Below are 23,809 nucleotides of genomic sequence, written 5' to 3'. Positions count from 1 at the left end.
GTAGGACGGCGATGAACCTTGTGCTGCTGGGGCCGCCGGGGGCCGGGAAGGGGACCCAGGCGGAGAGGATAAGCGCCCTCTATGGGGTGCCCCACATCTCCACCGGGGATATCTTCCGGGACAACCTCAAGCGGGGCACGGAGCTGGGGCGCAGAGCAAAGGAATACATGGACCGCGGGGAGCTGGTCCCCGACGAGGTGGTCATCGGGATCGTGAGGGACCGCCTGGCGCAGCCCGACTGCGAGAAGGGGTTCATCCTGGACGGTTTCCCCCGCACCGTGGCCCAGGCCGACGCCCTCAAGGACATGCTGGCGGAGACGGGCAGGGCCATCGACCACGTGCTCAACGTGCAGGTGCCGGAGGAGGTGGTGGTGGAGAGGCTGACGGCGCGCCGCACCTGCCGTTCCTGCGGAAAGGTCTTCCATCTCCTCTTCGACCCCCCCGTGAAGGAGGATACCTGCGACGCCTGCGGGGGCGAGCTCTACTGCCGGGACGACGACCGGGAGGAGACGGTGCGCGCCCGCCTGCGCGAGTACGAGGCCAAGACAAGTCCCCTCGTCGATTACTACCGTCGCGAGGGGCTTTTGAGGGACATCGACGGCGCCGCCTCCATGGAGGGGGTGCTGCGGGAGATACGCGCGGTGGTGGAAGCATGAGGCCGGGCGGGCGGAAGGGCCCATGATCATCAGGAAATCCCATGACGAGATAGCGAGGATGAGAGAGGCGGGTCGCGTGGTGGCGGGCGTGCTCGAGATGCTGGAAAAGCATATCAGGCCGGGCACGAGGACGGAGACCCTGAACGAGCTGGCGGACGAGTACATCCGCGGACGGGGCGGTACGCCGTCCTTCCTAGGGTACCGGGGATTCCCCGCCTCCATATGCACCTCCATCAACGACGTGGTGGTGCACGGCATACCCGGGCGCGAGCGCCTCAGGGAAGGGGACATCATCGGGGTGGACGTGGGGGTGATCCTGGAAGGATACCACGCCGACGCGGCGCGCACCTACGCGGTGGGCGAGGTTGGCGAGGTGGCCAGGAAGCTCATGGAGGTCACTGAGGAGGCCCTGCGGGCGGGGATCCGCGCCTGCCGGCGCGGCAACCGCCTGGGAGACGTTTCCAACGCCATCCAGCGCACGGTGGAGGCGGGGGGGTTTTCGGTGGTGGTGCAGTTCGTGGGCCACGGCATCGGCCGGGAGATGCACGAGGAGCCGCAGATACCCAACTTCGGGCCCGCCGGGAGGGGGCCGCTCCTGGAGGCGGGGATGACCTTCGCGCTGGAGCCCATGGTCAACGAGGGAAGCTACGAGGTGGAGGTGGACGGAGAGGACGGCTGGACGGTACGCACCGTGGACGGCACTCTCTCCGCGCATTTTGAGCACACCGTAGCGGTCACCGAGGAGGGCCCGGTGGTGCTGACCCTGCCCTGAAGGGCGATTGGACGAAAAGATGATGTTTTGTTAGTATATAAATTCTGGTGCGAAAAACATATGCGCTCCTCCCGTGAGGTGAGGGCGGCGCGAGGAGAGTGAGGATTGGCCAGGAAAGAAGGCGCCGTAGAGGTCGAGGGGACGGTGCTGGAGCCGCTTCCCAACGCCATGTTCAAGGTGGAGCTGGCGAACGGGCACAAGATACTGGCGCACATTTCCGGCAAGATGAGGATGCACTACATCCGCATCCTGCCCGGCGACAAGGTGGTGGTGGAGATATCTCCCTACGACCTGACCCGGGGGCGCATCGTGTACAGGTACAAGTGATACGGCGGGATTGGGAAAGGTCGCAGCGCAGATGAAGGTCAGAGCGTCGGTCAAGAAGATGTGCGATAAATGCAAGATCATCCGCCGCCACGGCAAGGTGCTGGTTATATGTCAGAACCCGCGCCACAAGCAGCGGCAGGGATGAGCCCGGGGGAGGTATGTCGAATTGGCGCGTATAGCAGGCGTTGATCTACCGAGGGACAAGAGGGTGGAGATCGCCCTCACCTATATCTACGGGGTGGGCAGGTCCACCTCCAAGGCCATCCTGCAGAACTGCCGCATAGACCCCGACACCAAGGTGCGCAACCTCACCGACGAGGAGGTGGTGCGCCTGCGCAGCTACATAGACCAGAACCTCAAGGTGGAGGGAGACCTGAGGCGTGAGGTGGCCCAGAACATCAAGCGCAAGATGGAGATCGGGTGCTATCAGGGGCTGCGCCACCGCATGGGGTTGCCGGTGCGCGGCCAGCGTACCCACACCAACGCCCGAACCCGCAAGGGGCCGCGCAAGACGGTGGGCGTGAAGAGGAAGAAGAAGTAGGCGCCGGAGAGGGCGGCGCGACCTGACAGGAGGTTGAGATTTGGCCAGGCCTGCGAGGGGAAGAGGAAGAGGCAAGAGGAAAGAGAAGAAGACGGTGCTGCATGGCGAGGCGCACATCAAGTCGACCTTCAACAACACCATCATCACCATCACCGATAAGAACGGAGACACCCTGACCTGGAGCAGCTCGGGAACGGTGGGGTTCAAGGGTTCGCGCAAGAGCACCCCCTTCGCCGCGCAGCAGGCGGCGGAGAACGTGGCCAGGAGGGCGGCGCAAGAGTTCGGCATGAAGAGAGTCGACGTCTTCGTGAAGGGTCCGGGGTCGGGGCGCGAGACCGCCATCAGGACGCTGCAGGCCAACGGACTGGAGGTAGCGAGCATCACCGATGAGACGCCGCAGCCGCACAACGGCTGCCGTCCCAAGAAGAGAAGAAGAGTGTAGAGGGGCGAGGAGATGGCGAGGAACACCGATCCGTCGTGCAAGCAGTGCCGCAGGGAGGGCGAGAAGCTCTTCCTCAAGGGGCCGCGTTGCGAGAGCGATAAGTGCGCCATGGAGAGGCGGCCCTATCCGCCCGGCGAGCACGGGCGGGGAAGGGTGAAGGAGACGGAATACCTGCTGCAGCTGCGCGAGAAGCAGAAGGCGAAGCGCATATACGGGGTGCTGGAGAGGCAGTTCCGCCGCTATTACGGAAAGGCCTCGCGCCAGAAAGGCATCACCGGCGAGAACCTGCTCTTCCTCCTGGAGACCAGGCTCGACAACGTGGTCTACCGCGGGGGGCTGGCGACGTCGCGCAAGGATGCCCGGCAGCTGGTCCGCCACGGGCACGTCACCGTGAACGGGCGCAAGGTCAACATCCCCTCCTACCAGCTCAGGGTGGGGGACGTGGTGGAGCTCAAGGAGAAGAGCAGAGACGCCGCGCGGGTGTTGCAGGCGGTGAAATACGCGGAGGGGCGGCCCGTGATTCCCTGGCTGAAGGTGGATCACGACAAGCGGCGGGTGGAGGTCACGGCCCAGCCCAGGCGCGAGGACATAGAGCTTCCGATCAAGGAACACCTCATCGTGGAGCTCTATTCAAAGTAAATATAAGGTGAGAGTCTCAGGTAGAGGCGGGTCCGCGGAGACGGGCCCACACAAGGAGGGAACTGGTCTTGGTTCTTGAGATGCAGAAACCCCATGTCGTGGTGGACAAACTCGAGGACTCCTACGGCAGGTTCATCGTGGAGCCCCTGGAGAGGGGGCTGGGGCACACCCTTGGGAACTCCATGCGTCGCGTGCTTCTCTCCTCCATCCCGGGAGCGGCGATAACCTCGGTACGCATCGAGGGGGTGGTGCACGAGTTCACCGCCATCGAGGGGGTCAAAGAGGACGTCATGGACATCATCCTCAACCTCAAGAGCGTGATCCTGAAGATCGATGGGGAGGGGGCCTACGCGCTGTCCCTCGACGTCACGGGACCGAAGACGGTCACGGCGGGAGACATCCAGGTCCCCGCGGGGGTGGAGATAATAAACCCGGACCTCAAGATCTGCACCCTGAACGGCAAGGGACGGCTGAAGGCGGAGATGGCGGCGCGCAAGGGCCGCGGATACGTGGCCGCGGAGCATCTGGGAGGATATCGCGAGGTGGCGGGCACCATCCCCCTGGACGCCATGTTCTCGCCCGTGGTGCGCGTTTCCTACCAGGTGGAGAACACCCGCGTGGGTCAGCGCACCGACTACGACCGCCTCATCCTGGAGGTGTATACCGACGGCAGCATAAACGCACAGGAAGCCCTGGTGAAGGCGGCGCAGGTGCTGTCGGGACACATCGCCATCTTCTCCTCCCTCGCGGAAGGGGAGGAGGTCGCGGACGAGGGGGGGATCTTCGGACCTCCCGTGCCGGCGGGTTCCGGGAAAGAGCTCCAGGTCTCCATAGAGGAGCTGGAGCTGCCGGTGCGCGTGCTCAACTGCCTCCACCGCGGGGGCATAAGCACCCTGGGCCAGCTGATAGAGAAGACGGAAGACGACCTCCTGGCGCTGCGCAGCTTCGGGGCGCGTTCCATCGAGGACGTGAAGGAGAAGCTCGCCAAGAGGGGGCTTTCCCTGCGCTCCAAGGAGTGAGCGGCGCCGGCGAGCAGGGATACGAGAGGTAACAGACATGCCGCAACCCAAGAAAGGAAGAAGGCTGGGCGGGAGCGCATCCCACCAGAGGGCCATCCTGGCCAACCTGGCCAGGGCGGTGATCGAGCACGAGAAGATAGAGACCACGCAGGCGAAGGCCAAGGAAGTCCAGCCCCTGGTGGAGAAGCTGGTGGGGCTGGCCAAGCGCGGCGACCTGCACGCCAGGCGCCAGGCCCTGGCCATCATCCCCGACCGCGACATCGTGCACAAGCTCTTCGACGAGATCGGGCCCCGCTACGAGGACCGCGAAGGAGGATACTGCCGGGTGGTGAAGACCGGCTACCGGCAGGGAGACGCGGCACCCATGGCGGTCATAGAGTTCGTCTGATACCCCCCCACCCCATGACGACCGCTTCGCGGGCCCGAGGCGCCTTCCCGCGGGGCTGATCGGGACGAGGAGGTCGGCGCAGCAGCCGTTACAGCCGTACACGGGCGGAGCGCAGCCGTTTCTTGCGTTCCCGCAGGTCCTGCAGGGCGGCCTCGATATCCCTGTCCTCCGTGTGCTCAACTGCTCCACCGCCCTCGCGATCCCTGCCTCGACGATGTCCAGGGTCTCCCGATCGCCTCGTCCACGGCGCAGATGAGGGCGTTGACGCTTTTCTGCAGGCGCAGGTAGAAGTCGCAGCGCACCCTTCCGCAGTGGCGGTCGAAGAGCATGAGCAGATCCTCCTTTTTGCTCTTGCGCGGCAGGCGGTGAGAGTGCTTCGCGGGAAGGGACATCGCCACGGTGCCGATGATCGTCTCCAGGTCGGAGTCTCCAGGTCGGAGGGCCGGTCTCCGAGGCGGAACCGGAATTTCCCTCCTCGCTCGAGTCAAGCTCCGCCTCCGGGGTGGGAAGGGAGATGTCAAAGAGGTTCCCGGCGATCTCCAGGATGCGGTTGGAGACGGCGTTGGACCTGTCGCGGCACCGCGGTTTTCGGCGACGGGGCCGTGTGCGGAAGGCGCGGTGGTAGAATCTTTGCATGGCCAACCATCTGCTGGTGCTGGAATACGACGGGACCGGCTATCACGGCTTTCAGAGGCAGCCGGGACTGTCCACCATCCAGGGCGCCCTCGAGGAGGCCCTGGGCAAGGTGGCGGTGCTGGAGGGCCCCCTGTACGCGGCGGGCCGCACCGATGCCGGCGTGCATGCCAGGGGGCAGGTGGTGAGCTTCCGCGCGGCCTTGAAGGTGGGGGTGGAGCGGCTGCCCCTCGCTTTGAACTCGCTGCTGCCGCCGGACATCGCGGTGCTTGAGGCTGCGGAGGCGCCCGGTGATTTCCACGCGCGCAGGAGCGCCCTGGCCAGGGAATACGCCTACTATATCCAGGCGGGCGGCCACCCCTCTCCCTTCACGCGGAGGTATGTGCACCATCACCGCGGAGTCCTCGACGAGGGGCGCATGCGGGAGGCCCTGCAGGCCCTGGCCGGGGTGCACGACTTCGCGCCCTTCTGCCGGCGGGAGGAGGGGAAGTCGACGGTGCGGGAGGTATATGAGGCCTGCCTGGAGGCGGCGGGAGGACTGATGTGCATCAGGGTGAAGGCCAACGCCTTCGCCTGGATGATGATGCGCATGATCTGCGGCGCGCTCCTGGAGGTAGGGAGGGGAAGGTGGGCTCCGGCCCGCTTCCGCGAGGTGCTGGAGAGCGGGGAGTGTGACCACGGCGCCCCCGCCCTGCCGCCCCATGGCCTTTTCCTGGAGAAGGTGTATTACCCGGGGTGGGTATTCCCTTCCGCCGGCCTGGGGTCGAGGATGTCGCGCAGCCCATCCGCATCGGCGGAGAATGGCCCGCCGGGATCATCCTGAACCGTGGGACGGAGAAGGGAGCCCCTCGCTGTTCGCAGGTATTCGCTGCATATTATTTCCAGCGACATCGATGATGCAGCGTCTCTTCATCAGGATGCCCCGGACACAGGCACGGTTTCCCGGTCCTGACCGCCGCATTCTATATGCGGCTCCATGAGCCGGAAAGGGCTTCCTGGAACGCGACCGTCTCGGGATCCCGGCTCACGGCTGTGGGAGCGAGATGTCCGCTGCCCCCAGGTCGTAGGGCTCGAGGGTGGCGAGCATGCGGTAGCGCAGGAGGTTCTCGGCGGGGTCGTATGCCAGCACCTCCAGCTGCAGCGAGAGGGGAGGGGAGGCGGCGTCCCCTGCCCAGAGCCGCAGGAAGAGCTCGTAGCGCAGGTGGGAGAAATAGGACCAGGTACCCGCGGTGAGGAGGTCCCCGGCCGCGGAGGGATCCAGGCGCAGCAGGAGGCGCCTGTACCATACGCCGCCCCTTTCCTCCTCTCCCTCCAGGACCGCCGACTGCACATGTCTCGCCACGCCGGTGAAGGAAAGGGGGTCGTAGAGCGGGTTCCATGCCGCGTCCTCAGACTCCTTCCAGGTCTCGCCCTCCTGCCTGAAGCGGCGTCCGCCGGTCTCCAGCAGAACGGATCCCTCCTCGCCCACGGGCGTGGAGCGGGCGAGGGAGAGGGTGAACCCCGCTGGGGTGCGCGAGCCCTCGCATCTCTCCTCTCCCGAGACGGTCTGGCCGGAGACCCCCACCATGCTCTCCAGGCGCAGGCGGTAGCGGAAAGCCGGGGTTTCCGCCAGCCTTTGCAGCGAGGAGAGGGCCTCTCCGCGCAGGGCCGCCTCTTCGCCGTCGCGGGGCGTGCCGCAGCCTGCAGGGAATACGAGGGCGGCGAGAAGGACGAGGCATGCGGCAGAGATGGAGCGGAAGCGGATCATCGCGAGCGGATCACCGCCAGCACCTCGTCTCGTTTCTCCTCCATGAGCTCCCGGCTCTTCGCCTCCAGGTTGAGGCGCAGGAGGGGCTCGGTGTTGGAGGGACGCACGTTGAACCACCAGTCCTCGAACTCCACCGTGACGCCGTCCAGCCTGTCCACCCTGCCATGGGAATAGGTCCGCGCTATATCCTCGAGCTTGGCCGGGATGTCCTCCACGCGGCTGTTGATCTCTCCCGAGGCGTGATATTTCCGGAAGGGCGCAAGGATCTCGGAGAGCGGCTTGCCCTCAAGGCTCACGATCTCCAGGATGAACATGGCGGCGATGAGCCCCGAGTCAGCGCGGTAGTTGTCGCGGAAGTAGTAATGCCCGGAATGCTCCCCGGCGAAGACCGCCCCCGTCTCCGCCATGGTCTGCTTGATGAACGAGTGTCCCACCCGCTCGCGGATGGGGATGCCCCCGTGAGCGCGTATGGTCTCCGGCACCACCCAGCTGTTGATGCAGTTGTAGATGATCTTCTCCCCCGGATTGGTCTCCAGTATGCGCCTGGCTACCATGGCGGTGGTGAGCGAGCCGCTGACGGGATCTCCCCGGTCGTCGACCAGGAAGACGCGGTCGGCGTCGCCGTCGAAGGCCATGCCCAGGTCCCCCCGTGCCTCCAGGACCCACGCCGAGAGGAGGCGGATGTTCTCGGGATTTATGGGGTCCGGCTGGTGGTGGGGGAAGGAACCGTCGAGCTCGAAACAATGGGGCACCAGCTCGCAGGGAAGGCGCTCGAATAGAGCCGGTAGGATCATGCCCGCCATGCCGTTGCCCGCGTCGGCCACCACCTTCAGGGGGCGGAGCGAGGACACGGAGATGAAGCCGAGGACGTGTTCCACGTAGCGCTCCAGCATGTCCGTCTCGGTGACTGCGCCTCTGGCGGAGGCCGGCGGGAACTCCCCCGACAGCACCAGGTCCCTTATCTCGGCGATGCCGGTGTCCATGCTGATGGGCGCCGCCCTGCGGCGGCAGAGCTTGAGGCCGTTGTACTCCTTGGGGTTGTGGGAGGCGGTGAACATGGCGCCGGGCATGTCCAGGGCCCCGGAGGCGAAGTAGAGCATGTCCGTGGAGCAGAGTCCGATATCGGTGACGTCCGCGCCCTGGTCCGTGGCGCCCTCGATGAAGGCCCGGGAGAGGGAAGGGGAGGAGAGCCGCATGTCCCTGCCGGTGACGATACTCCGCTCCCCCAGGAAGGTGACGAAAGCCCTGCCGATGCGGTAGGCCACCTCCTCGTCGATCTCCTCTGGATACACCCCTCTCACGTCATAGGCCTTGAAGATCCCGGGATGCACTTCTTTCACGCCGGCCTCCTTTCATGCATGCTAGAATTCTACCATAGCCGGATGGCGCGCCACGGCGGTGCGGCGGAGGCCGGCGGCGTCTTTTCGAGGCTCCGTCGCCGGTCCCCCTCGGGGGGCCGGGACGCGGAGGCCCGGGTATCGGGAGCGATGGTCTTGTGAGGGGGTATTCATGCATGAGCCGGTGAACCTTGACGACGTTATGGCCCTGGGCGAAATGGATCCCGGAGGGATGCTCGCGGCCATCGAGGACTTCCCCCGCCAGTGCGCGGAGGCGCTGGGCATAGGGAGGGATGCGCCGGAGCTCCCGGCGGCGGAGGGGATATCCCGGGTGGCCTTCGTGGGCATGGGCGGTTCCGCCATCGGCGGGGACATCCTGAGGGCGCTGCTCGAGGACGTGGTGGGGATGCCCATGAGCGTGCACCGCTCCTACCGCCTTCCCAGCCTGCTGGGTCCGGACACCCTCGCCGTCTTCGTGAGCTACTCGGGCAACACGGAGGAGACCCTCTCCGCCCTGGACGACGCGGTGTACCTGGGCTGCAAGGTGCTGGTGCTGACCACGGGGGGGAAACTGCTCGAGAGGGCGCGCGCAAACCGCTTTCCCGCCCTGCTGGTGCCCGGGGGGCTGCAGCCCAGGGCGGCCCTCGGCTACCTGTCACTCACCGCCGCCGCGGCCATGGAGAGGATGGGGCTTATCCAGGGTTTCACCAGGGTGGCCCACGAGACGGCGGAGGCCCTGCGCGGCAAAGGGGAGCAGTGGGGGCGCCTCTCCCCCCTGGAGAGGAACTTCGCCAAGCAGCTCGCGGTGCGGCTGCGTGGCAAGGTCCCGGTCATCTACGGCGTGGAGGGGATCCTCTCGGTGGCGGCATACCGCTGGAAGTGCCAGTTCAACGAGAACTCCAAGGTGCCCGCCTTCTGCCACGCCCTTCCGGAGATGAACCATAACGAGATCGTGGGGTGGCACGCCCTGGATGATCATGCCAGGAGAGTGGAGGCGATCTTCCTGGCGGAGGAGGACGATGCCTCCAGGGTGGCCAAGAGGGTGGAGATAACCGCGGACCTGCTGCGGGAAAAGGTGGGGGGCGTGACGGTGCTGCGGGTGGGGGGAGGCACGCGCACCGAGCGTCTTTTCAGCGCCATCCACCTGGGGGATTTCGTGAGCGCCTACCTCGCGGTGCTCAACGGCGTGGACCCCACTCCCGTGGAGGTCATAACCCTGCTCAAGGAGCGCATGGCCGCCGAGGGCTGAAGGGTACCCCGGAGGTCTTGGGAGGCTACCGTCCCTTATCGGAGCCGATGGGGGGAACGCATGGCCGCCGGGGGCCGTGAACGACCGCCTCCGGGCGCAGCCGCGTCCCTGCGGCTCTCGGCCGCACGGCCGCGGGAATGCAAAGGCGCGTGGGAGAAGCCGGGGAGAAGTTACGAGACGGGTTTTCACCTGCCCGAGCGGTCCGTCCCCGGGATGCAGCCCGGCCTTCGGGAGCGCGAGCTCGGGGTGAGGGAAACGAGGGCGAGGGTCGCTTGACAGGGATGGGGCACCCCTCTATCATTATTGCTTGTCGTGCAATGAACGGGACGGGACGGAACGCGCGAGGAGCATGAAGACCTACAGCGTGAAAAAGGCCGATATAACCAGGTCATGGTACCTGGTGGACGCCGAGGGCATGGTCCTGGGGAGGCTGGCGGCGGAGGTCGCCAGGATCCTCAGGGGAAAGAACAAGCCCATCTTCACCACCCACCTGGACGTGGGCGATCACGTGGTGGTGGTCAACGCGGACAAGGTCGTGCTCACCGGCAACAAGCTGCGGGACAAGGTACATTACCGGCATTCGGGCTATCCCGGCGGGCTCAAGGAGACCTCCTACGAGGTGCTCCTGAGGGAAAAGCCGGAGATGGTGGTGGAAAAGGCGGTGAAGGGCATGCTGCCCAAGAACCGCCTCGGAAGGGCCATGCTCAAGAAACTGCACGTCTACGCGGGCCCCGACCATCCCCACCAGGCGCAGAAGCCCGAGCAGATCGAGTTGGCCTCGAGAGCTTGAAGAAAGGGCGGGTGAACCCCTTTGCCTCAGCATCTGGGATACGGCACGGGAAGGCGGAAAGAGGCGGTGGCCAGGGTATGGCTGTACCCCGGGGAGGGGGAGTTCTCCATCAACGGGAAGAGCCTGGAGGAATATTTCCCCCGCCCGACCCTGCGCTACCAGATCATGCAGCCCCTGGAGGTGGCGGCGAGCAAGGGGCGTTACTGCGTCAAGGCCACCATCAAGGGTGGAGGCATCTCGGGGCAGGCGGGCGCGCTGAGCCACGGCATCGCACGTGCGTTGGTGGATTGCGACGAGACCCTCCGCACCGATCTCAAGAAGGCGGGGCTGCTGAGGCGCGACCCGCGCATGAAGGAGCGCAAGAAGTACGGCCTCAAGAAGGCACGCAAGCGCCCGCAGTTCTCCAAGCGCTGATCCCCCACGTCCTCACTACGCGCTGAAAGGGCACGCCGCCAAGCTCTTCCATGGGGAGATTCTCGTGTCCGGCGGAGCCGGCCCGGAGCGGAGCGGCGTTCCTTTCTTTCTCGGCGGGGCGTTTCTTGAAGGGCCGAAAGAGCGGGTGCTATAGTCCTGGTATGAAAAAAGGGGAGAATGCCATGCGGGATAGCGTTGGGGGGCTTCGGCTTTTCGGCACCGACGGCATAAGGGGTATCGCGAACCTGGAGCTCACGCCGGAACTGGCCATGCGCGTGGGATACGCGGCGGTGAAGGTGCTGGCCTCGGGGAACGCCCACCCCTTCCTGGTCATCGGCCGGGATACGCGCATCTCCGGGACCATGCTGGAGTCCGCGTTGGCGGCGGGGATATGCTCCTGCGGTGGGCGGGTGGAGTGCCTGGGGGTCATCCCCACCCCGGCGGTGGCCTATCTCACGCGAGCCAAGGGCGCCGACGCGGGGGCGGTGATCTCCGCCTCGCACAACCCGGCGCGCGACAACGGCATCAAGTTCTTCTACCGCACCGGATACAAGCTGCCGGACGAGCTGGAGCTGGCCATGGAATCCCTGGTGCGCGGCGAGGTTGAGGACGGGAGGCCGGACGGGGATAAAGTGGGAAGCGTGGTGCACGGGGGCGACGCCGAGGACCTCTACCTCGAACACCTGCTCTCCGTGGCCAGCCCCGACCTCACGGGGAAGAGGGTGGTGGTGGACTGCGCCAACGGCGCCGTCTACCGCCTGGCCCCCGAGGTGCTGCGCAGGCTGGGGGCGGAGGTGGATGCCCTGGGGGTGGACCCGGACGGCAGGAACATCAATCACGCCTGCGGTTCCACCCGACCGGAAAGGCTGCAGCGCGCGGTGGTGGAGAAAGGGGCCGATCTCGGCCTCGCCTTCGACGGAGACGCCGACCGCCTGCTGGCGGTGGACGAGTCGGGTGAGCTGGTGGACGGAGACGCCATCATGGCGCTGTGCGCGGTGCACATGAAGGCGGCGGGGCGCCTGAGGAAGAACGCCCTGGTGGCCACGGTGATGTCCAACCTCGGCTTCCACCGCGCCATGCGCAGGGAGGGCATAGAGGTGCACGTGACCGCGGTGGGTGACCGTTTCGTGCTGGAGAAGATGCTCGAGGAAGGGCTGAACCTGGGAGGCGAGCAGTCGGGTCACATCATCTTCGGCGACCACGCCACCACCGGCGACGGCCTGGTGACGGCCCTGAAACTGATGGAGGTGCTGGTGGAGAGCGGGGAGAGGCTCTCCGTCCTGGGAGGACTGGTGGAGCGCGTCCCCCAGGTGCTGGTCAACGTGAGGGTGCGGGACAGGTCCGCGCTGGAGGGTGCGCGCGGGGTCTCTGAGGCGGTCCGGGAATGGGAGGAGCGCCTGGGAGAGCGGGGCCGCGTGCTCCTGCGCCCTTCGGGCACCGAGCCCCTGGTGCGGGTGATGGTGGAGGCGCTCGACGCCGCGCTGGCGGAGGAGGCCGCGCGGGAGCTGGCGGCGTTAGTGGAGCGGGAGCTGGGCTGAGATGTGCGGCATCATCGGTTATGTCGGTGAGCGCCCCGTGAAGGAGGTCCTCTTCCGCGGGCTGCGCCGCCTGGAGTACCGCGGATACGACTCCGCGGGGATAGCGCTGCTCGACGGCGGCGGGATCGCGTTGCTCAAGCGCAGGGGGAACCTGGACAGCCTGGAACCTCACCTGGGCCGGCTTCCCGACGGCGTATCCACGGGCATCGCCCACACCCGCTGGGCCACCCACGGGCACCCCACCACCGAGAACGCCCACCCCCATCTCGACTGCGGGGAGGAGATAGCGGTGGTGCACAACGGCATCATCGAGAACTTCCAGGAGCTGCGCGAGGAACTGTCCGCGCGCGGGCACCGCTTCCGTTCCCAGACCGACTCCGAGGTGGTGGCCCACCTGGTGGAGGAGGAGTTCGAGGGGGACCTCCTGGAGGCGGTGAGAAAGGCCCTGCGGAAACTGGAGGGCGCCTACGCTCTGGTGGTGATGTCCTCCCGCGAGCCCGGGGTGCTGGTGGGGGCGCGCAAGGACAGCCCGCTGGTCCTGGGGCTGGGCGAGAACGAGAACCTCCTGGCCTCCGCCACCCCGGCGCTGCTGGACTGCACACGCCGCGCCCTAGCGCTGGAGAACGGTGAGCTGGCAAGGATTACCAGGGAAACCTGGAAGCTCACGGACATGGAGGGAAGGCCGGTGGAGCGCCAACCCTTCGAGGTCCCCTACGACGTCTCGGCGGTGGAGAAGGGCGGTTACGCCGACTTCATGCTCAAGGAGATATACGAGCAGCCCCAGGCATGGCGGGATACCCTGCGCGGGCGTGTGGGCAGGACGGGAAGGCTGCGCATCGAGGAGCTGGAAGGCCACGGCATCGACTTCGGCTCCATCCGCCGCATCATCTTCGTGGCCTGCGGCACCTCCTACCATGCCTCCCTGCTGGGCCGCTACATCATCGAGACCTGGATGGACATCCCCGTGGAGGTGGACATAGCCTCGGAGTTCTATTACCGCGAGCCGCGCCTGGACCCCTCCTGCCTGGTGGTGGCGGTGAGTCAGTCGGGGGAGACCCTGGACACCATGGGGGCGGTGCGCTGGGCGGCGCGCTGCGGGGCCCCCTCCCTCTCCATCGTGAACGTGGTGGGAAGCATGATGGCGCGGGAATCCGACGGGGTGCTCTATACCCATGCCGGCCTGGAGATCGGCGTGGCGGCCACCAAGACCTTCATGTCGCAGATGGCGGCGGTCTACCTCCTCGGCCTCTACCTGGGACAGGAGAGAGGGCTGCTGGAGGAGGGGTTCGTGCGCAAGGTGTTCTCCTACCTCGAGGGCCTCACCGCTTCCATAGAGGAGGTGCTCCAGGACACCGAGGCCGTCGAGGCCTGCGCGGACAAGTACTGCCGCTGCGAGGACTTCCTCTTCCTGGGGCGCAACATCAACTATCCCATGGCCATGGAGGCGGCCCTGAAGCTGAAGGAGATATCCTACATCCACGCCGAGGGCTACCCGGCGGGAGAGATGAAACACGGCCCCATAGCCCTCCTTCATCCCGGTTTCCCGGTGGTGGCCCTCATCCCCCGCGACCCCATCTACGACAAGGTACGCAACAACATCGAGGAGGTGCGGGCGAGGCAGGCGCCGGTGATCGCCCTGGCCACCAGGGGAGACGCGGAAGTGGAAGGCTTCTGCGACGAGGTCATCTGGGTCCCCGAGGTCAGGCCGCATTTCAACCCCGTGGTGCTGGCCCCGGCCCTGCAGCTCTTCGCCTACCATATCGCCAAGATGCGGGGCTGCAACGTTGACCAGCCCCGCAACCTGGCAAAGACGGTCACCGTGGAGTGAGGAAAGGGAAGGCGGGGCGCAAGGAAGAAGAATGCCGTGACCGCGTCTCCTTTCCGAGAGGAAGGGACGTAGGGGAGTATATGCGTGTCCTGGGGATAGGGGTGGACCTGGTAGAGGTGGAGAGGATCGAGAGGGCCGTGGCGCGGCACGAGGGCTTCGTGCCGCGCCTCTTTTCGCCCCGTGAGGCGGAGAGGTGCCGGGACTGCTCGCGCCCCGCCGTGCGCTACGCCGCCTGTTTCGCCGCCAAGGAGGCGACGGCGAAGGCCCTGGGCACCGGGATGCGGGGTTTCTCGTGGCGCGAGGTCGAGCTGCTGGCGGAGGAGGACGGGCGGCCCCGCCTGGTCCTCTCCGGGAAGGCGAAGGAGTTGGCCGCCAGCCTGGGGATAAGCGATGTGCTGGTGAGCGTCTCGCACACCCGCGACATGGTGGTGGCGGTGGCGCAGGCCGTGGGGGAGGGACCATGAGGGTGGTATACCCGGCCGAGATGGCCGCCCTGGACCGCGCGGCGATAGAGGCGGGCACGCCGTCGCTCGAGCTCATGGAAAGGGCTGGAAGGCACGTGGCCGAGCAGGCGCGGGACATGCTGGGGCTCTGCGCGGGCAAGAGGATCGCGGTGGTGGCGGGAAGGGGCAACAACGGGGGCGACGGACTGGTGGCCGCGCGGTACCTCTCGGGCTGGGGGGCGGAGACGCTGGTGGTGCTCCTCGGGGAAGCGTCGGAGCTCAGCCGGGACGCGGCCGCCAACCACGAACGCCTCCTGGAGGCGGGAGGAGAGGTGGTGGGGGCCGAGGAGGGCCTGAAGAGGCTTGAGGGAGAGGGCCATGACTTGGTGATCGACGCGGTCTTCGGAACCGGTTTCCGCGGCGCGGCGGAGGGAGTGCATGCCCGGGCCATCGAGGCCGTGAACGCGAGCGGCGCCCCCGTGCTGGCCGTGGACGTGCCCTCGGGGATGGACGCTGCGACGGGAGGCGTGGAGGGGCCGGCGGTGAGGGCGGCGCGTACGGTGACCTTCGCCTGGCCTAAGGTGGGCCAGTACCTGTTTCCCGGCGCGGAGCTGGTGGGGGAACTGGTGGTGGTGGATATCGGCATCCCCGGGAGTCTGCTGGGAGAGGTGGTGGAGAGCGACATCGAGACCGTCGAAGAGGCGGAGGTGGCGGCGCTGCTCCCCCGCCGGAGACTCGATGCCCACAAGGGTGAATGCGGTCGCGTGCTGGTGGTGGCGGGAAGCGAGGGGCTCACGGGTGCGGCGGCGCTCTGCGCGCGTTCCGCCATGCGGGCGGGGGCCGGGGTGGTGACCCTGGGCATCCCGCGTTCCCTCAACGCCATCATGGAGGTCAAGCTCACCGAGGTCATGACCCTTCCCCTCCCGGACGAACGCGGGCACCTGGCGGAGGAGGCATTGGATACGGTGCTGGAGGCGCTGGAGGGCTACGACGCCCTGGCGCTGGGTCCCGGGCTGGGGACCGCTCCCTCCACGGCGAGGGTGGTGGAGGGGCTGCTGCGGCGGGCTCGCAGACCGCTGGTGCTGGACGCGGACGGCATCAACTGCGCCGCCGCCTTTCCGGGAGCGCTGCGGGACAGGGCATGGCCGACCCTCATCACCCCCCACCCCGGCGAGCTGGGACGCCTGCTCGGGTCGGGCGCGCGGGAGGTGCAGCGCTCGCGCCTGGAATGCGCGGCGCGGGCCGCGGGAGATTTCGGATGCGCAGTGGCGCTCAAGGGAGCCTACACCATAGTGGCCTCGCCCCGGGGCCGGCTGCACATCAACCCCGTAGCCCTGCCCGCCCTGGCCACGGCGGGAAGCGGCGACGTCCTCACCGGCTGCGCGGCGGCATTCCTGGCCCAAGGCCTGGATCCCGTACAGGCGGGGATATGCGGGGTCTACGTACACGCCAGGGCGGCGGGGATCGCCGCGCAGTTGACGGGAGCGGTGGGGATGCTGGCGGGAGACATCGTCGCCCACCTCCCCCTGGCGCTCACGGCCCTGATGAAGGAAGGCGAAAGGGGTGCGAAAAGGTGAAAGCGGCGCGTGACATCATGAGCCGGGAGGTCATCACCGTGGGTCCGGAAGCCACGGTGAAGGAGATGGCGCAGATCATGGTGGAGAACCGTATCCGCCTCCTCCCCGTGGTGGGCGAGGACGGTCGGGTGCTGGGGGTGGTGGACGAGGAGGACCTGGTGCACCAGGACGCCAAGGTCCATTTCCCCACTTTTATCCATTTTCTGGAAAGCTATATCATGCTGCCCGGGTCCCTCAAGCGCTTCGAAAAGGAGCTGCGCCAGGCGGTGGGCGCCACCGCGGGCGAGGTCATGGAGAGCGATTTTCCCGCCGTGGGTCCCCTGGTCAGCGTGGAGGAGGTCGCCACCCTCATGGTGGAAAAGGACCTGGAGTACGTTCTGGTTCTGGAGGAAGGGCGCCTGGAGGGCGTGGTCACACGCCAGGACATCCTCAGGACCCTGAGCGGGGCTTGAGGTCGGAGTCTTCCGAGGGGGCGGACGGGGTTGAAGGGGAGAGAGGGCTGGAGGCCCACGCGCGCGGTGGTGGACCTGGAGTGCATCCGCCACAACGTGGGCCTCTTCGTGGAGATGGCCGGACCCGGATGCGAGGTCATGGCGGTGGTCAAGGCCGACGGCTACGGCCACGGCGCGGTGGAGACGGCGCGGGCCGCCCTGCAGGCGGGGGCGACACGGCTGGGTGTGGCCCTGGTGGAGGAGGGGGAGGAGCTCCGAGAGGCGGGCCTCGAAGCGCCGGTGCACCTTCTCTTCGAGCCTCCCCCGGAGGCGGCGGCAAGGGTGATCGAGCTCTCCTTGACCCCCACCGTCTACACGCGCGGGTTCTTACGCGAGCTGTCTCGTGCCGCAGCAGCGGCGGGTAAGAGGGTGCCGGTGCACCTGGAGGTGGATACCGGGATGCACCGCGTGGGCGCCGCCCCTGAGGAGGTCCCCTCCCTTGCGGAGGAGATATCCGCCGACCCGGGGCTCCTCCTCGAAGGGGTCTGCACCCACCTGGCCATGGGTTCGGATCCCGAACACCCTTTCAATCTCCGTCAGGGCGAGGCCTTCGCGGGCGTCCTCCGGGACCTGGAAAGGAAGGGCCTGCGCGTGCCCATGCGCCACGTTGCGGCCTCCGGGGCGGCCGCCGCCCTGCCCCACCTGCGCCTGGACATGATCAGGCTGGGGATAGCCATGTACGGCCTCCTTCCCGGCGAGGCCTTCCGGGAGAAGCTGGACTTGAGGCCGGCGCTCTCCCTGCGCACGCGCATCAGCCACCTGCTGAGGGCGCGCGGCGGAGAGGGGGTGAGCTACGGACTGAGGTATCGCTGTGCCCGGGATACCTGGATAGCCGTCCTGCCGCTGGGCTACGCCGACGGGCTGAACCGCGCCCTCTCGGGATGCTGGGAGGTGCTCATCGACGGGAGGAGCTACCCCCAGGTGGGCACCATCTGCATGGACCTCTGCATGGTAGACCTCGGGGAAGACCGCTACGAGCCCGGCCAGGAGGTGACGGTCATAGGCGGCTACGGGGAGGAGTCGGTGGGCGTGGAGCGCATGGCGGCGGAGCTCGGGACCATCAACTACGAGGTGGTATGCGCCATCGGTAAGCGGGTGCCGAGATGCTATCTCCACCGCCTCTAGGGTCGCGCGCAGGCGGGGAGCAGAGGCCTGATGGCCGCCGTTCCCGCCCCGGGACGGCGGCGGTTTAACGCTGGAGGGGCGGGGTAGGATTAATATGCACGATATGTAAGCGGGTACACGGGATGCGGTGGCCGGGGTGTGGCGCTCCCGCGGGGGAAAGGCGCCGTAGGCGCGGCGTTCCGGCGCCATGGAGGACGCCGGTACCGGGGGGCGCGTGAGGCACGGAGCATCTTGCGGGGGCAGGGCATGGCCGAAGCGGCGGGGAGGCTCGTGTGGCGGAGGGCGTGAGCGTTAGCCGGGAAGGGAGGACGCTCCGCAACATCCTGGTGACCGGGCGGCCTGGTTGCGGCAAGACCACCCTGGTGCTCAAGGTGGTCCGGGAGCTCGCCGCGGCCGGGTTCAAGGCGAGGGGCTTCGTGACCGAGGAGATGAGAGAGGGATCCTCCCGGGTCGGTTTCATGGTACGGGACCTGGCAGGGGAGACGGCGGTCCTCGCGCACGCGGCGCGCCGCGTAGGCCCCCGGGTGGGAAAATACGGCGTCGATACGCTGGCCTTCGAGAGGGTGGCCTTGAGAGCACTGGACACCGGCGACGAAGATTTCGACCTCCTGGTCGTGGACGAGATAGGACGCATGGAGCTGTGCTCGGATTCCTTCCGCTCCCTGCTACCCGGCCTCTTCGATTCCCCCCTGCCCCTGCTTGCCACCGTGCAAGCGGGGGATAATCCCCTCACGCGCCGCCTGCTGGAGCGTGAGGACGTGCGGGTGCACGGGCTGTCCGTTTCCAACCGCGACGAGATTGCGGGGGTGATATATGAGGAGTTGTTGAACCTGCTGGCTGAAGATGGTGTTTGCGCGGATCCCGAAGGAGGTACGGAGCCATGAAGATATGTCCGTCCTGCTACGCCGTTTGCGTCGACCAGAAGTGGGATTTCAACGAACCCGTCCGCGAGAAGGCCATGAAGGGCAACGGATGGGAGAAGCACCTCTGCCCGGGGTGCGAGCGGGTGGCGCGCGGACAGGTGGACGGCGTGGTCTATCTCAGGGGGGACTTCGTGGCCAGACACCGCGAGGAGGTAAAGAACCTCATACGCAGCGTGGCCCAGAAAAAGCTGCGCAAGAACATCGCGGCGCGCATCTACCATATAGAGGAGAAAAAGGACGAGATCGTCATAGAGACCACCGACCGCACCCTGGCGGAAAGGCTGGGCAAGGAGTTCGAGAAGGCGTATTCCGGCCACCTGGACATCCAGTGGCAGCACCATTCCGACTTCGCCCGCGTCTACTGGACCCGGGACTGAGGACCCCGCGGAGGCGCGGCATGGCCGCCGGGACGCCGTCACTGGGTTATAATGTGGGGTCGGGAAAGCGGCTTGCCTAGCGGAGGAGAGAATTGCGGTCCCTCCCCAAGACCATGGACCTGGATGAACTGAAGAGGGCGGACCCCTTCATGGGCTCGCTGCTCTCCTTTCTCGCCTCCCGGCGCCGGGGGGAGCTCTATCTCGTGGGAGGTTATCTAAGGGATTACTTCCTGGGCGCCGTGCCCGCGGATATCGATTTCATCACCTCCGCCGACCCCGCGGCGGTGGCCGCGGAGGTCGCCGCACGCTTCGGAGGCAAGGCCTTCGTGCTGCACGAGGAGGAGAGGGCGCACCGCGTGGTGGTCGCGAGCGGCGGGGACGGCAGGCGCACCCTGGATTTCTCTCCCATCAGGGGCATGAGCGTCGAGGAGGACCTCTCCTACCGCGACTTCACCGTCAACGCCATGGCCCTCGAGGTGGAGAGGCTGGCGGCGGGAGGGCTGTGGCTGCCGCGCGACCTGGTGGACAAGCATTACGGATGGCGGGACCTCTCCCGGGGCATCCTGCGCGAGTGCTCCAACGAGTCCTTTCTCATGGACCCGGTGCGGCTGGTGCGTGCCCTGCGCTTTCGGCACGTCCTGGGCCTGGAATACGAGGAGCGCACTTTGAACCACATGAAGAAATACGCCCCCCTGGTCACCAGGACGCCGGGGGAGCGCGTGGCGGTGGAGCTGCTGGAGACGCTGCTCATCCCGGACACCGCCCCCATCTTCGCGGACCTCGAGTCCACGGGCCTCATGCAGTACGTGTTCCCGCACCTCGTGCCCCTGGTGGGCCTGGAGCAGAACGCCTACCACCACCTGGACGTATGGTCGCACACCCTGCTCACCCTGGAGGAACTCGACCGCCTGATCGCCGATCCCGGGGGGATGTTCCCGGGCCACGAGGACCATATCCGGGAGCGCATGGAGGAGCCGCTCCAGGACCTCTATCCCCGCAAGGCCTTCCTGCGCCTCGCGGCTCTCTATCACGACGCCGGCAAGGCTGAGACGGTGTCGCGAGACGCCTCGGGACGCATCCATTTCTATTCCCACCAGGAGCACAGCCGCGGGGCGGCGCGGGAGCTGACGGAAAGACTGCGGCTTTCTCGCCGGGCGGGAGACTACGTGGTCGACGTGGTGGCGAAGCACATGGATATCGGGCTGGCGGTGGTGGACCGACCCACCCGCAGGCGGCTGCGCCACCTCCTCTCGCGCCTGGGGGAAGAGCTGGTGGACGTGGTCCTCCTCTCGGTGGCCGACCGCCGCGCGACCCGGGGACCCCTCTCCACCCCGGACAAACTGGAGCGCTACGTGGCTTTCTGCGCCGCTCTCCTGGAGGAGCACGGTCGCGAGAGGGAGACCCCTCCCCTGATCATGGGGAGAGACCTCGTCCGCGAGTTCCACCTACCGGAGGGCCCTTTCGTGGGGGAGATACTGAGGGAAGTGCGCGCGGCGCAGATGGAGGGGGTGCTCAAGAGCAGGGAGGACGCCCTGCGGTTCGCCCGGGACCTGATCCACCGCGCCGATTGAGGCGCACGCGGCGCGGCCGAGGGCGGCGGTGAGGGCGGACGCCGGAGCTGGGGCCCGCCGCGGAAGCCGCAATGGACCGTGTAGGGGCAGGCGTTTTCCGGTGGGTACCCACGTTATGTGCGGGCAAGGAGGGATCCATGGCAGAGTGGGCGATAGACGGCGTGAGGGTGGGGCATGCGCATGACGAGAACGGGCTCACGGGGTGCACGGTAGTGCTGCTTCCCCCGGGCACCAAGGGCGGCGTGGATGTGCGGGGAGGTGCTCCGGGGACGCGGGAGACGGACCTGCTCCATCCCGTGAACCTGGTGGAGGAGATACACGCCTTCGTGCTTTCCGGCGGCAGCGCCTTCGGGCTCGCCGCCGCCACCGGAGTGGTCCGTTACCTCGAGGAAAGGGGCATCGGCTTCGACACCGGGGTGGCGCGCGTTCCCATCGTGCCCGCGGCGGTGATCTTCGACCTGGCGGTGGGAGATCCTGGTGCCCGGCCGGACGCGGAGATGGGCTACCGCGCCTGCCTGGACGCGAGCGATGACCCCACGCGCCAGGGGAACGTGGGCGCGGGGATGGGCGCCACGGTGGGGATGATGCTGGGCCCCGCCAACGCCACCAAGAGCGGCCTGGGCACGGCGTTCTTCGAGGGAGAGGGCTTGAAGATGCTCGCCCTGGCGGTGGTCAACGCCTTCGGGGACGTGGTGGACGAAGAGGGGCGGGTGCTGGCGGGGGCGCGCCTCCCCGAGGGGGGGTTCGCGGGCACGCAATCGCTCATCGAGTCCTCCCTGGGCGGCGGTTATGTCATGCCCTTCACCAACACCACCCTGGGGGTGGTCGTGAGCAACGCGCGCCTCGGCAAGACCGACGTGAACTGGGTGGCCCAGAGAGCCCACAACGGTTTCGCCCGGGCCATCTCCCCCAGCCACACCAAGGTGGACGGAGATCTGGTCTTCGCGGCGGCCACGGGGGAGGTGGAGGCTTCCGCGGATGTGGTGGGGATCATGGCCGCGGAGCTGATGGCGCGCGCGGTGCGCAACGCGGTACTGCACGCGAAGGGAGTGGCGGGCATTCCCGCCCACGCCGACCTGGTGTGAGGAGGGGCGCGACATGGACGTGTTCGAGGCCATGGAGAAGAGGCGCAGCGTGCGTTCCTTCCGTGCGGACAGGGAGGTGGCGGACGAGCTCGTGGAGGAGCTCCTGCGCTGCGCCTGCCAGGCGCCCTCGGCCGGGAACGTGCAGCCGTGGCGCTTCGTGGTGGTGCGCGACGCGGGATTGAAGGAGCGCCTGGCAAAGGCGGCCCTGGGCCAGTCCTTCGTGGCCGAGGCTCCCGTGGTCATCGTGGTGTGCGCCGACCTCGCCGCCCACGCCGCCGCCTACGGCAGGCGCGGGGTGGAGCTCTACGCCGTGCAGGACACCGCGGCGGCCACCCAGAATATGCTGCTCTGCGCCACCGCCCTCGGTCTTGGGGCCTGCTGGGTGGGGGCATTCCGGGAGGAGGAGGTGGCGCGCGAACTCCGCCTGGCGCGGGACATAAGGCCCCTGGCCCTGGTACCGGTGGGATATGCGGCGCGCGAGGAGGCGCAGCCGCGGAAGATGGACTGCATGCGCCTGACCACCTATCTCTGACCGGGCACTGCGAAGCGGATCTTCCTCACGGGTTGTGCGGCGCGCGAGGAGGCGCAGCCGCGGAAGATGGACTGCATGCGCCTGATCACCTGTCTCTGACCTGCGCGGTGCCGCCGGATGTCGATGCAAGACGCGGATCCGAGCACGGGGGGCGGCACGAAACACGGATACCGTACCTGCGTGGCACTTGGTAATAAATGTAAGGATACCGGAAGTGCTTGCGGATGCGGAGGTCATGCCGTCTTCCGACGCCGGCGGAAAAAGCCCTTCACCGCGGAGATCACCGCATCCTGCTCGTCCTCCGAGAGCGAGGGATGCAGGGGGAGGGAGATGGCCCTGGCGCAGAAACGCTCCGCCTCCGGGCATGAGAAGGCCGGCTTCCCCCCCTCGAGGTAAGGCGCCTGGAGGTGCAGGGGCACGGGATAGTGGACGGCGGTCTCGATGCCCTCTTCCGCCAGCCAGGCGCGCAGGGCATCGCGTTCCTCGCAGGCCGCCACCCAGAGGTGAAAACAGTGGTCCTCCATTCCGTCCCATTCCGGGAGGTCGAGGGGCAGGCCTTCCAGCTCCTCCCAGTAGCGGCGCGCCAGATCCCTGCGGCGGCGGTTCCATTCCTCCAGTCTTCCCAGTTTGACGCGCAGGAAGGCCGCCTGCAGCTCGTCCAGGCGGCTGTTCGTCCCCACCTCCGCGATGCGGTCTCGATCCACGCGGCCGTAATCCCGCAGCTCGCGCAGGCGGCGCGCGAGCTGCGCATCATCGGTGATCACCGCGCCGCCGTCCCCGTACGCCCCCAGGTTCTTGGTGGGGTAGAAACTGTAGCAGCCCGCCCGTCCCCAGGTGCCCGCGGAGCGGCCGTTGCGGCGGGCGCCGTGGGCCTGCGCGCAGTCCTCCACCAGCACCAGGCCGTGACCGTCCGCGATCCGTGACAGCTCCTCCGTCTCCGCGAGGCGGCCGTAGAGATGCACCGCCAGGAGGAAGCGGGTGCGGGGGCCGATGGACCTCTCGACCTGCGAGGGGTCGATACAGCGGGTTGCGGGGTCGATATCCACGAAGAGAGGCCGTCCTCCGGCCAGGGAGACGGCTACGGCGGTGGGGGGAGCGGAGAGGGCGGGAGTCACCACCTCATCTCCCGGAGCTATCCCCAGCGCCCTGAGGACGAGGACGATGGCGTCCGTCCCCGAGGCCACCCCTACCGCGTGCCTCGCGCCGCAGAAGGAGGCGAACTCCTCCTCGAACGCGGATACCTCGGGGCCGAGCACGAACCTCCCTCCCTGCAGAACGCGCGAGAATGCCGCGGAGAGCTCCGGGAGCAGAGCCCGGTCATGGCGCGAGAGGTCCAGGAAGGGGACGCGGATGTCGCCCATGGGA

Annotated in this window: 28 protein-coding genes; 24 read left to right on the top strand and 4 right to left on the bottom strand. The window is 67.4% G+C overall.

The features are described 5' to 3' along the window. The first annotated feature begins 11 nt into the window (after positions 1-11). From H5T74_02735 to rplQ, 9 genes are all read left to right on the top strand, one after another. Positions 12-656 (top strand): adenylate kinase, encoded by a 645-nt coding sequence (locus H5T74_02735; protein MBC7229295.1) that lies wholly within the window; start codon positions 12-14, stop codon positions 654-656. Positions 657-678: 22 nt separating this feature from the next. After that, entirely contained in the window at positions 679-1,428 is a 750-nt protein-coding gene (gene map, locus H5T74_02730; GenBank protein ID MBC7229294.1) for a type I methionyl aminopeptidase, read from the top strand. Between the two features lie 105 nt (positions 1,429-1,533). After that, entirely contained in the window at positions 1,534-1,755 is a 222-nt protein-coding gene (gene infA / locus H5T74_02725) for a translation initiation factor IF-1 (GenBank protein ID MBC7229293.1), read from the top strand. A gap of 31 nt (positions 1,756-1,786) precedes the next feature. Beyond that, positions 1,787-1,900: a 50S ribosomal protein L36 gene (gene rpmJ, locus H5T74_02720; GenBank protein ID MBC7229292.1), complete on the top strand. Its 114-nt coding sequence runs from the start codon at positions 1,787-1,789 to the stop codon at positions 1,898-1,900. Between the two features lie 21 nt (positions 1,901-1,921). Continuing rightward, a complete protein-coding gene (gene rpsM, locus H5T74_02715) occupies positions 1,922-2,296 on the top strand; it encodes a 30S ribosomal protein S13 (protein MBC7229291.1) in 375 nt (124 codons plus the stop codon). A gap of 40 nt (positions 2,297-2,336) precedes the next feature. Continuing rightward, the gene (gene rpsK, locus H5T74_02710) at positions 2,337-2,738 is read left to right on the top strand and encodes a 30S ribosomal protein S11 (protein ID MBC7229290.1); all 402 of its coding nucleotides are present in this window, start codon (positions 2,337-2,339) and stop codon (positions 2,736-2,738) included. 12 nt (positions 2,739-2,750) lie between these two features. Continuing rightward, positions 2,751-3,377: a 30S ribosomal protein S4 gene (gene rpsD, locus H5T74_02705; GenBank protein MBC7229289.1), complete on the top strand. Its 627-nt coding sequence runs from the start codon at positions 2,751-2,753 to the stop codon at positions 3,375-3,377. 80 nt (positions 3,378-3,457) lie between these two features. Then, positions 3,458-4,396 carry a DNA-directed RNA polymerase subunit alpha gene (locus H5T74_02700; GenBank protein ID MBC7229288.1) on the top strand — a complete coding sequence of 313 codons (939 nt, stop codon included), beginning with the start codon at positions 3,458-3,460 and terminating at the stop codon, positions 4,394-4,396. Positions 4,397-4,433: 37 nt separating this feature from the next. After that, complete coding sequence (rplQ, locus tag H5T74_02695; GenBank protein MBC7229287.1) at positions 4,434-4,784, top strand: 50S ribosomal protein L17; 351 nt, start codon at positions 4,434-4,436, stop codon at positions 4,782-4,784. 176 nt (positions 4,785-4,960) lie between these two features. Here rplQ and H5T74_02690 read toward each other — a convergent pair whose 3' ends face one another. After that, positions 4,961-5,176 carry a hypothetical protein gene (locus H5T74_02690; GenBank protein ID MBC7229286.1) on the bottom strand — a complete coding sequence of 72 codons (216 nt, stop codon included), beginning with the start codon at positions 5,174-5,176 and terminating at the stop codon, positions 4,961-4,963. 242 nt (positions 5,177-5,418) lie between these two features. Here H5T74_02690 and truA point away from each other — a divergent pair, with 242 nt between their 5' ends. Next, positions 5,419-6,240 (top strand): tRNA pseudouridine(38-40) synthase TruA, encoded by an 822-nt coding sequence (gene truA, locus H5T74_02685; GenBank protein ID MBC7229285.1) that lies wholly within the window; start codon positions 5,419-5,421, stop codon positions 6,238-6,240. 201 nt (positions 6,241-6,441) lie between these two features. Here truA and H5T74_02680 read toward each other — a convergent pair whose 3' ends face one another. Then, on the bottom strand, positions 6,442-7,164 hold the full coding sequence (locus tag H5T74_02680; GenBank protein MBC7229284.1) for a hypothetical protein: 723 nt from the start codon (positions 7,162-7,164) through the stop codon (positions 6,442-6,444). Beyond that, the gene (gene manB, locus H5T74_02675; GenBank protein MBC7229283.1) at positions 7,161-8,504 is read right to left on the bottom strand and encodes a phosphomannomutase/phosphoglucomutase; all 1,344 of its coding nucleotides are present in this window, start codon (positions 8,502-8,504) and stop codon (positions 7,161-7,163) included. The genes H5T74_02680 and manB overlap by 4 nt, the downstream gene beginning before the upstream one ends. 169 nt (positions 8,505-8,673) lie before the next feature. Here manB and H5T74_02670 point away from each other — a divergent pair, with 169 nt between their 5' ends. From H5T74_02670 to H5T74_02605, 14 genes are all read left to right on the top strand, one after another. Then, the gene (locus H5T74_02670; GenBank protein ID MBC7229282.1) at positions 8,674-9,750 is read left to right on the top strand and encodes a bifunctional phosphoglucose/phosphomannose isomerase; all 1,077 of its coding nucleotides are present in this window, start codon (positions 8,674-8,676) and stop codon (positions 9,748-9,750) included. A gap of 349 nt (positions 9,751-10,099) precedes the next feature. Then, positions 10,100-10,540: a 50S ribosomal protein L13 gene (rplM, locus tag H5T74_02665; GenBank protein MBC7229281.1), complete on the top strand. Its 441-nt coding sequence runs from the start codon at positions 10,100-10,102 to the stop codon at positions 10,538-10,540. A gap of 21 nt (positions 10,541-10,561) precedes the next feature. After that, complete coding sequence (rpsI, locus tag H5T74_02660) at positions 10,562-10,954, top strand: 30S ribosomal protein S9 (protein MBC7229280.1); 393 nt, start codon at positions 10,562-10,564, stop codon at positions 10,952-10,954. Between the two features lie 182 nt (positions 10,955-11,136). Then, a complete protein-coding gene (locus tag H5T74_02655; protein MBC7229279.1) occupies positions 11,137-12,492 on the top strand; it encodes a phosphoglucosamine mutase in 1,356 nt (451 codons plus the stop codon). A gap of 1 nt (position 12,493) precedes the next feature. Further along, on the top strand, positions 12,494-14,320 hold the full coding sequence (gene glmS / locus H5T74_02650; GenBank protein ID MBC7229278.1) for a glutamine--fructose-6-phosphate transaminase (isomerizing): 1,827 nt from the start codon (positions 12,494-12,496) through the stop codon (positions 14,318-14,320). A gap of 80 nt (positions 14,321-14,400) precedes the next feature. Then, positions 14,401-14,784 carry a holo-ACP synthase gene (acpS, locus tag H5T74_02645; GenBank protein MBC7229277.1) on the top strand — a complete coding sequence of 128 codons (384 nt, stop codon included), beginning with the start codon at positions 14,401-14,403 and terminating at the stop codon, positions 14,782-14,784. Beyond that, positions 14,781-16,340: an NAD(P)H-hydrate dehydratase gene (locus H5T74_02640; GenBank protein MBC7229276.1), complete on the top strand. Its 1,560-nt coding sequence runs from the start codon at positions 14,781-14,783 to the stop codon at positions 16,338-16,340. The genes acpS and H5T74_02640 overlap by 4 nt, the downstream gene beginning before the upstream one ends. Further along, on the top strand, positions 16,337-16,792 hold the full coding sequence (locus H5T74_02635) for a CBS domain-containing protein (protein MBC7229275.1): 456 nt from the start codon (positions 16,337-16,339) through the stop codon (positions 16,790-16,792). The genes H5T74_02640 and H5T74_02635 overlap by 4 nt, the downstream gene beginning before the upstream one ends. 30 nt (positions 16,793-16,822) lie before the next feature. Then, positions 16,823-17,956, top strand: a complete 1,134-nt coding sequence (gene alr / locus H5T74_02630; GenBank protein MBC7229274.1) for an alanine racemase — start codon at positions 16,823-16,825, stop codon at positions 17,954-17,956. A gap of 272 nt (positions 17,957-18,228) precedes the next feature. Further along, positions 18,229-18,840: an NTPase gene (locus H5T74_02625; protein MBC7229273.1), complete on the top strand. Its 612-nt coding sequence runs from the start codon at positions 18,229-18,231 to the stop codon at positions 18,838-18,840. Continuing rightward, positions 18,837-19,256: a hypothetical protein gene (locus H5T74_02620; GenBank protein ID MBC7229272.1), complete on the top strand. Its 420-nt coding sequence runs from the start codon at positions 18,837-18,839 to the stop codon at positions 19,254-19,256. Before H5T74_02625 ends, H5T74_02620 begins: the two co-directional genes overlap by 4 nt. Positions 19,257-19,348: 92 nt before the next feature. Next, positions 19,349-20,827: an HD domain-containing protein gene (locus H5T74_02615; GenBank protein ID MBC7229271.1), complete on the top strand. Its 1,479-nt coding sequence runs from the start codon at positions 19,349-19,351 to the stop codon at positions 20,825-20,827. 137 nt (positions 20,828-20,964) lie between these two features. After that, positions 20,965-21,912 (top strand): P1 family peptidase, encoded by a 948-nt coding sequence (locus H5T74_02610; protein MBC7229270.1) that lies wholly within the window; start codon positions 20,965-20,967, stop codon positions 21,910-21,912. Positions 21,913-21,925: 13 nt separating this feature from the next. Continuing rightward, a complete protein-coding gene (locus H5T74_02605) occupies positions 21,926-22,444 on the top strand; it encodes a nitroreductase family protein (protein MBC7229269.1) in 519 nt (172 codons plus the stop codon). A gap of 233 nt (positions 22,445-22,677) precedes the next feature. On the opposite strand, the gene H5T74_02600 is transcribed toward H5T74_02605, so the two are convergent. Next, on the bottom strand, positions 22,678-23,805 hold the full coding sequence (locus H5T74_02600; GenBank protein ID MBC7229268.1) for a DegT/DnrJ/EryC1/StrS family aminotransferase: 1,128 nt from the start codon (positions 23,803-23,805) through the stop codon (positions 22,678-22,680). Positions 23,806-23,809 lie beyond the last annotated feature (4 nt).

This window comes from Actinomycetota bacterium (genome assembly GCA_014360645.1).
Classification (GTDB): domain Bacteria; phylum Actinomycetota; class Geothermincolia; order Geothermincolales; family RBG-13-55-18; genus Solincola_B.
The sequence above is the reverse complement of the archived record's forward strand: the minus strand, read 5'-3'. Positions and strand labels throughout refer to the sequence as shown.

Excerpts from the sequence above, each read along its gene's own strand:
- H5T74_02670 (MBC7229282.1), top strand. The coding sequence starts at position 8,674 with ATGCATGAGCCGGTGAACCTTGACGACGTTATGGCCCTGGGCGAAATG.
- rpmJ (MBC7229292.1), top strand. The coding sequence starts at position 1,787 with ATGAAGGTCAGAGCGTCGGTCAAGAAGATGTGCGATAAATGCAAGATC.
- H5T74_02680 (MBC7229284.1), bottom strand. The coding sequence starts at position 7,164 with ATGATCCGCTTCCGCTCCATCTCTGCCGCATGCCTCGTCCTTCTCGCC.
- H5T74_02605 (MBC7229269.1), top strand. The coding sequence starts at position 21,926 with ATGGACGTGTTCGAGGCCATGGAGAAGAGGCGCAGCGTGCGTTCCTTC.
- map (MBC7229294.1), top strand. The coding sequence starts at position 679 with ATGATCATCAGGAAATCCCATGACGAGATAGCGAGGATGAGAGAGGCG.
- rplM (MBC7229281.1), top strand. The coding sequence starts at position 10,100 with ATGAAGACCTACAGCGTGAAAAAGGCCGATATAACCAGGTCATGGTAC.
- H5T74_02610 (MBC7229270.1), top strand. The coding sequence starts at position 20,965 with ATGGCAGAGTGGGCGATAGACGGCGTGAGGGTGGGGCATGCGCATGAC.
- H5T74_02700 (MBC7229288.1), top strand. The coding sequence starts at position 3,458 with ATGCAGAAACCCCATGTCGTGGTGGACAAACTCGAGGACTCCTACGGC.
- H5T74_02600 (MBC7229268.1), bottom strand. The coding sequence starts at position 23,805 with ATGGGCGACATCCGCGTCCCCTTCCTGGACCTCTCGCGCCATGACCGG.
- rpsD (MBC7229289.1), top strand. The coding sequence starts at position 2,751 with ATGGCGAGGAACACCGATCCGTCGTGCAAGCAGTGCCGCAGGGAGGGC.
- H5T74_02655 (MBC7229279.1), top strand. The coding sequence starts at position 11,137 with ATGCGGGATAGCGTTGGGGGGCTTCGGCTTTTCGGCACCGACGGCATA.
- H5T74_02640 (MBC7229276.1), top strand. The coding sequence starts at position 14,781 with ATGAGGGTGGTATACCCGGCCGAGATGGCCGCCCTGGACCGCGCGGCG.
- truA (MBC7229285.1), top strand. The coding sequence starts at position 5,419 with ATGGCCAACCATCTGCTGGTGCTGGAATACGACGGGACCGGCTATCAC.
- H5T74_02620 (MBC7229272.1), top strand. The coding sequence starts at position 18,837 with ATGAAGATATGTCCGTCCTGCTACGCCGTTTGCGTCGACCAGAAGTGG.
- acpS (MBC7229277.1), top strand. The coding sequence starts at position 14,401 with ATGCGTGTCCTGGGGATAGGGGTGGACCTGGTAGAGGTGGAGAGGATC.
- rplQ (MBC7229287.1), top strand. The coding sequence starts at position 4,434 with ATGCCGCAACCCAAGAAAGGAAGAAGGCTGGGCGGGAGCGCATCCCAC.
- glmS (MBC7229278.1), top strand. The coding sequence starts at position 12,494 with ATGTGCGGCATCATCGGTTATGTCGGTGAGCGCCCCGTGAAGGAGGTC.
- H5T74_02735 (MBC7229295.1), top strand. The coding sequence starts at position 12 with ATGAACCTTGTGCTGCTGGGGCCGCCGGGGGCCGGGAAGGGGACCCAG.
- H5T74_02690 (MBC7229286.1), bottom strand. The coding sequence starts at position 5,176 with ATGTCCCTTCCCGCGAAGCACTCTCACCGCCTGCCGCGCAAGAGCAAA.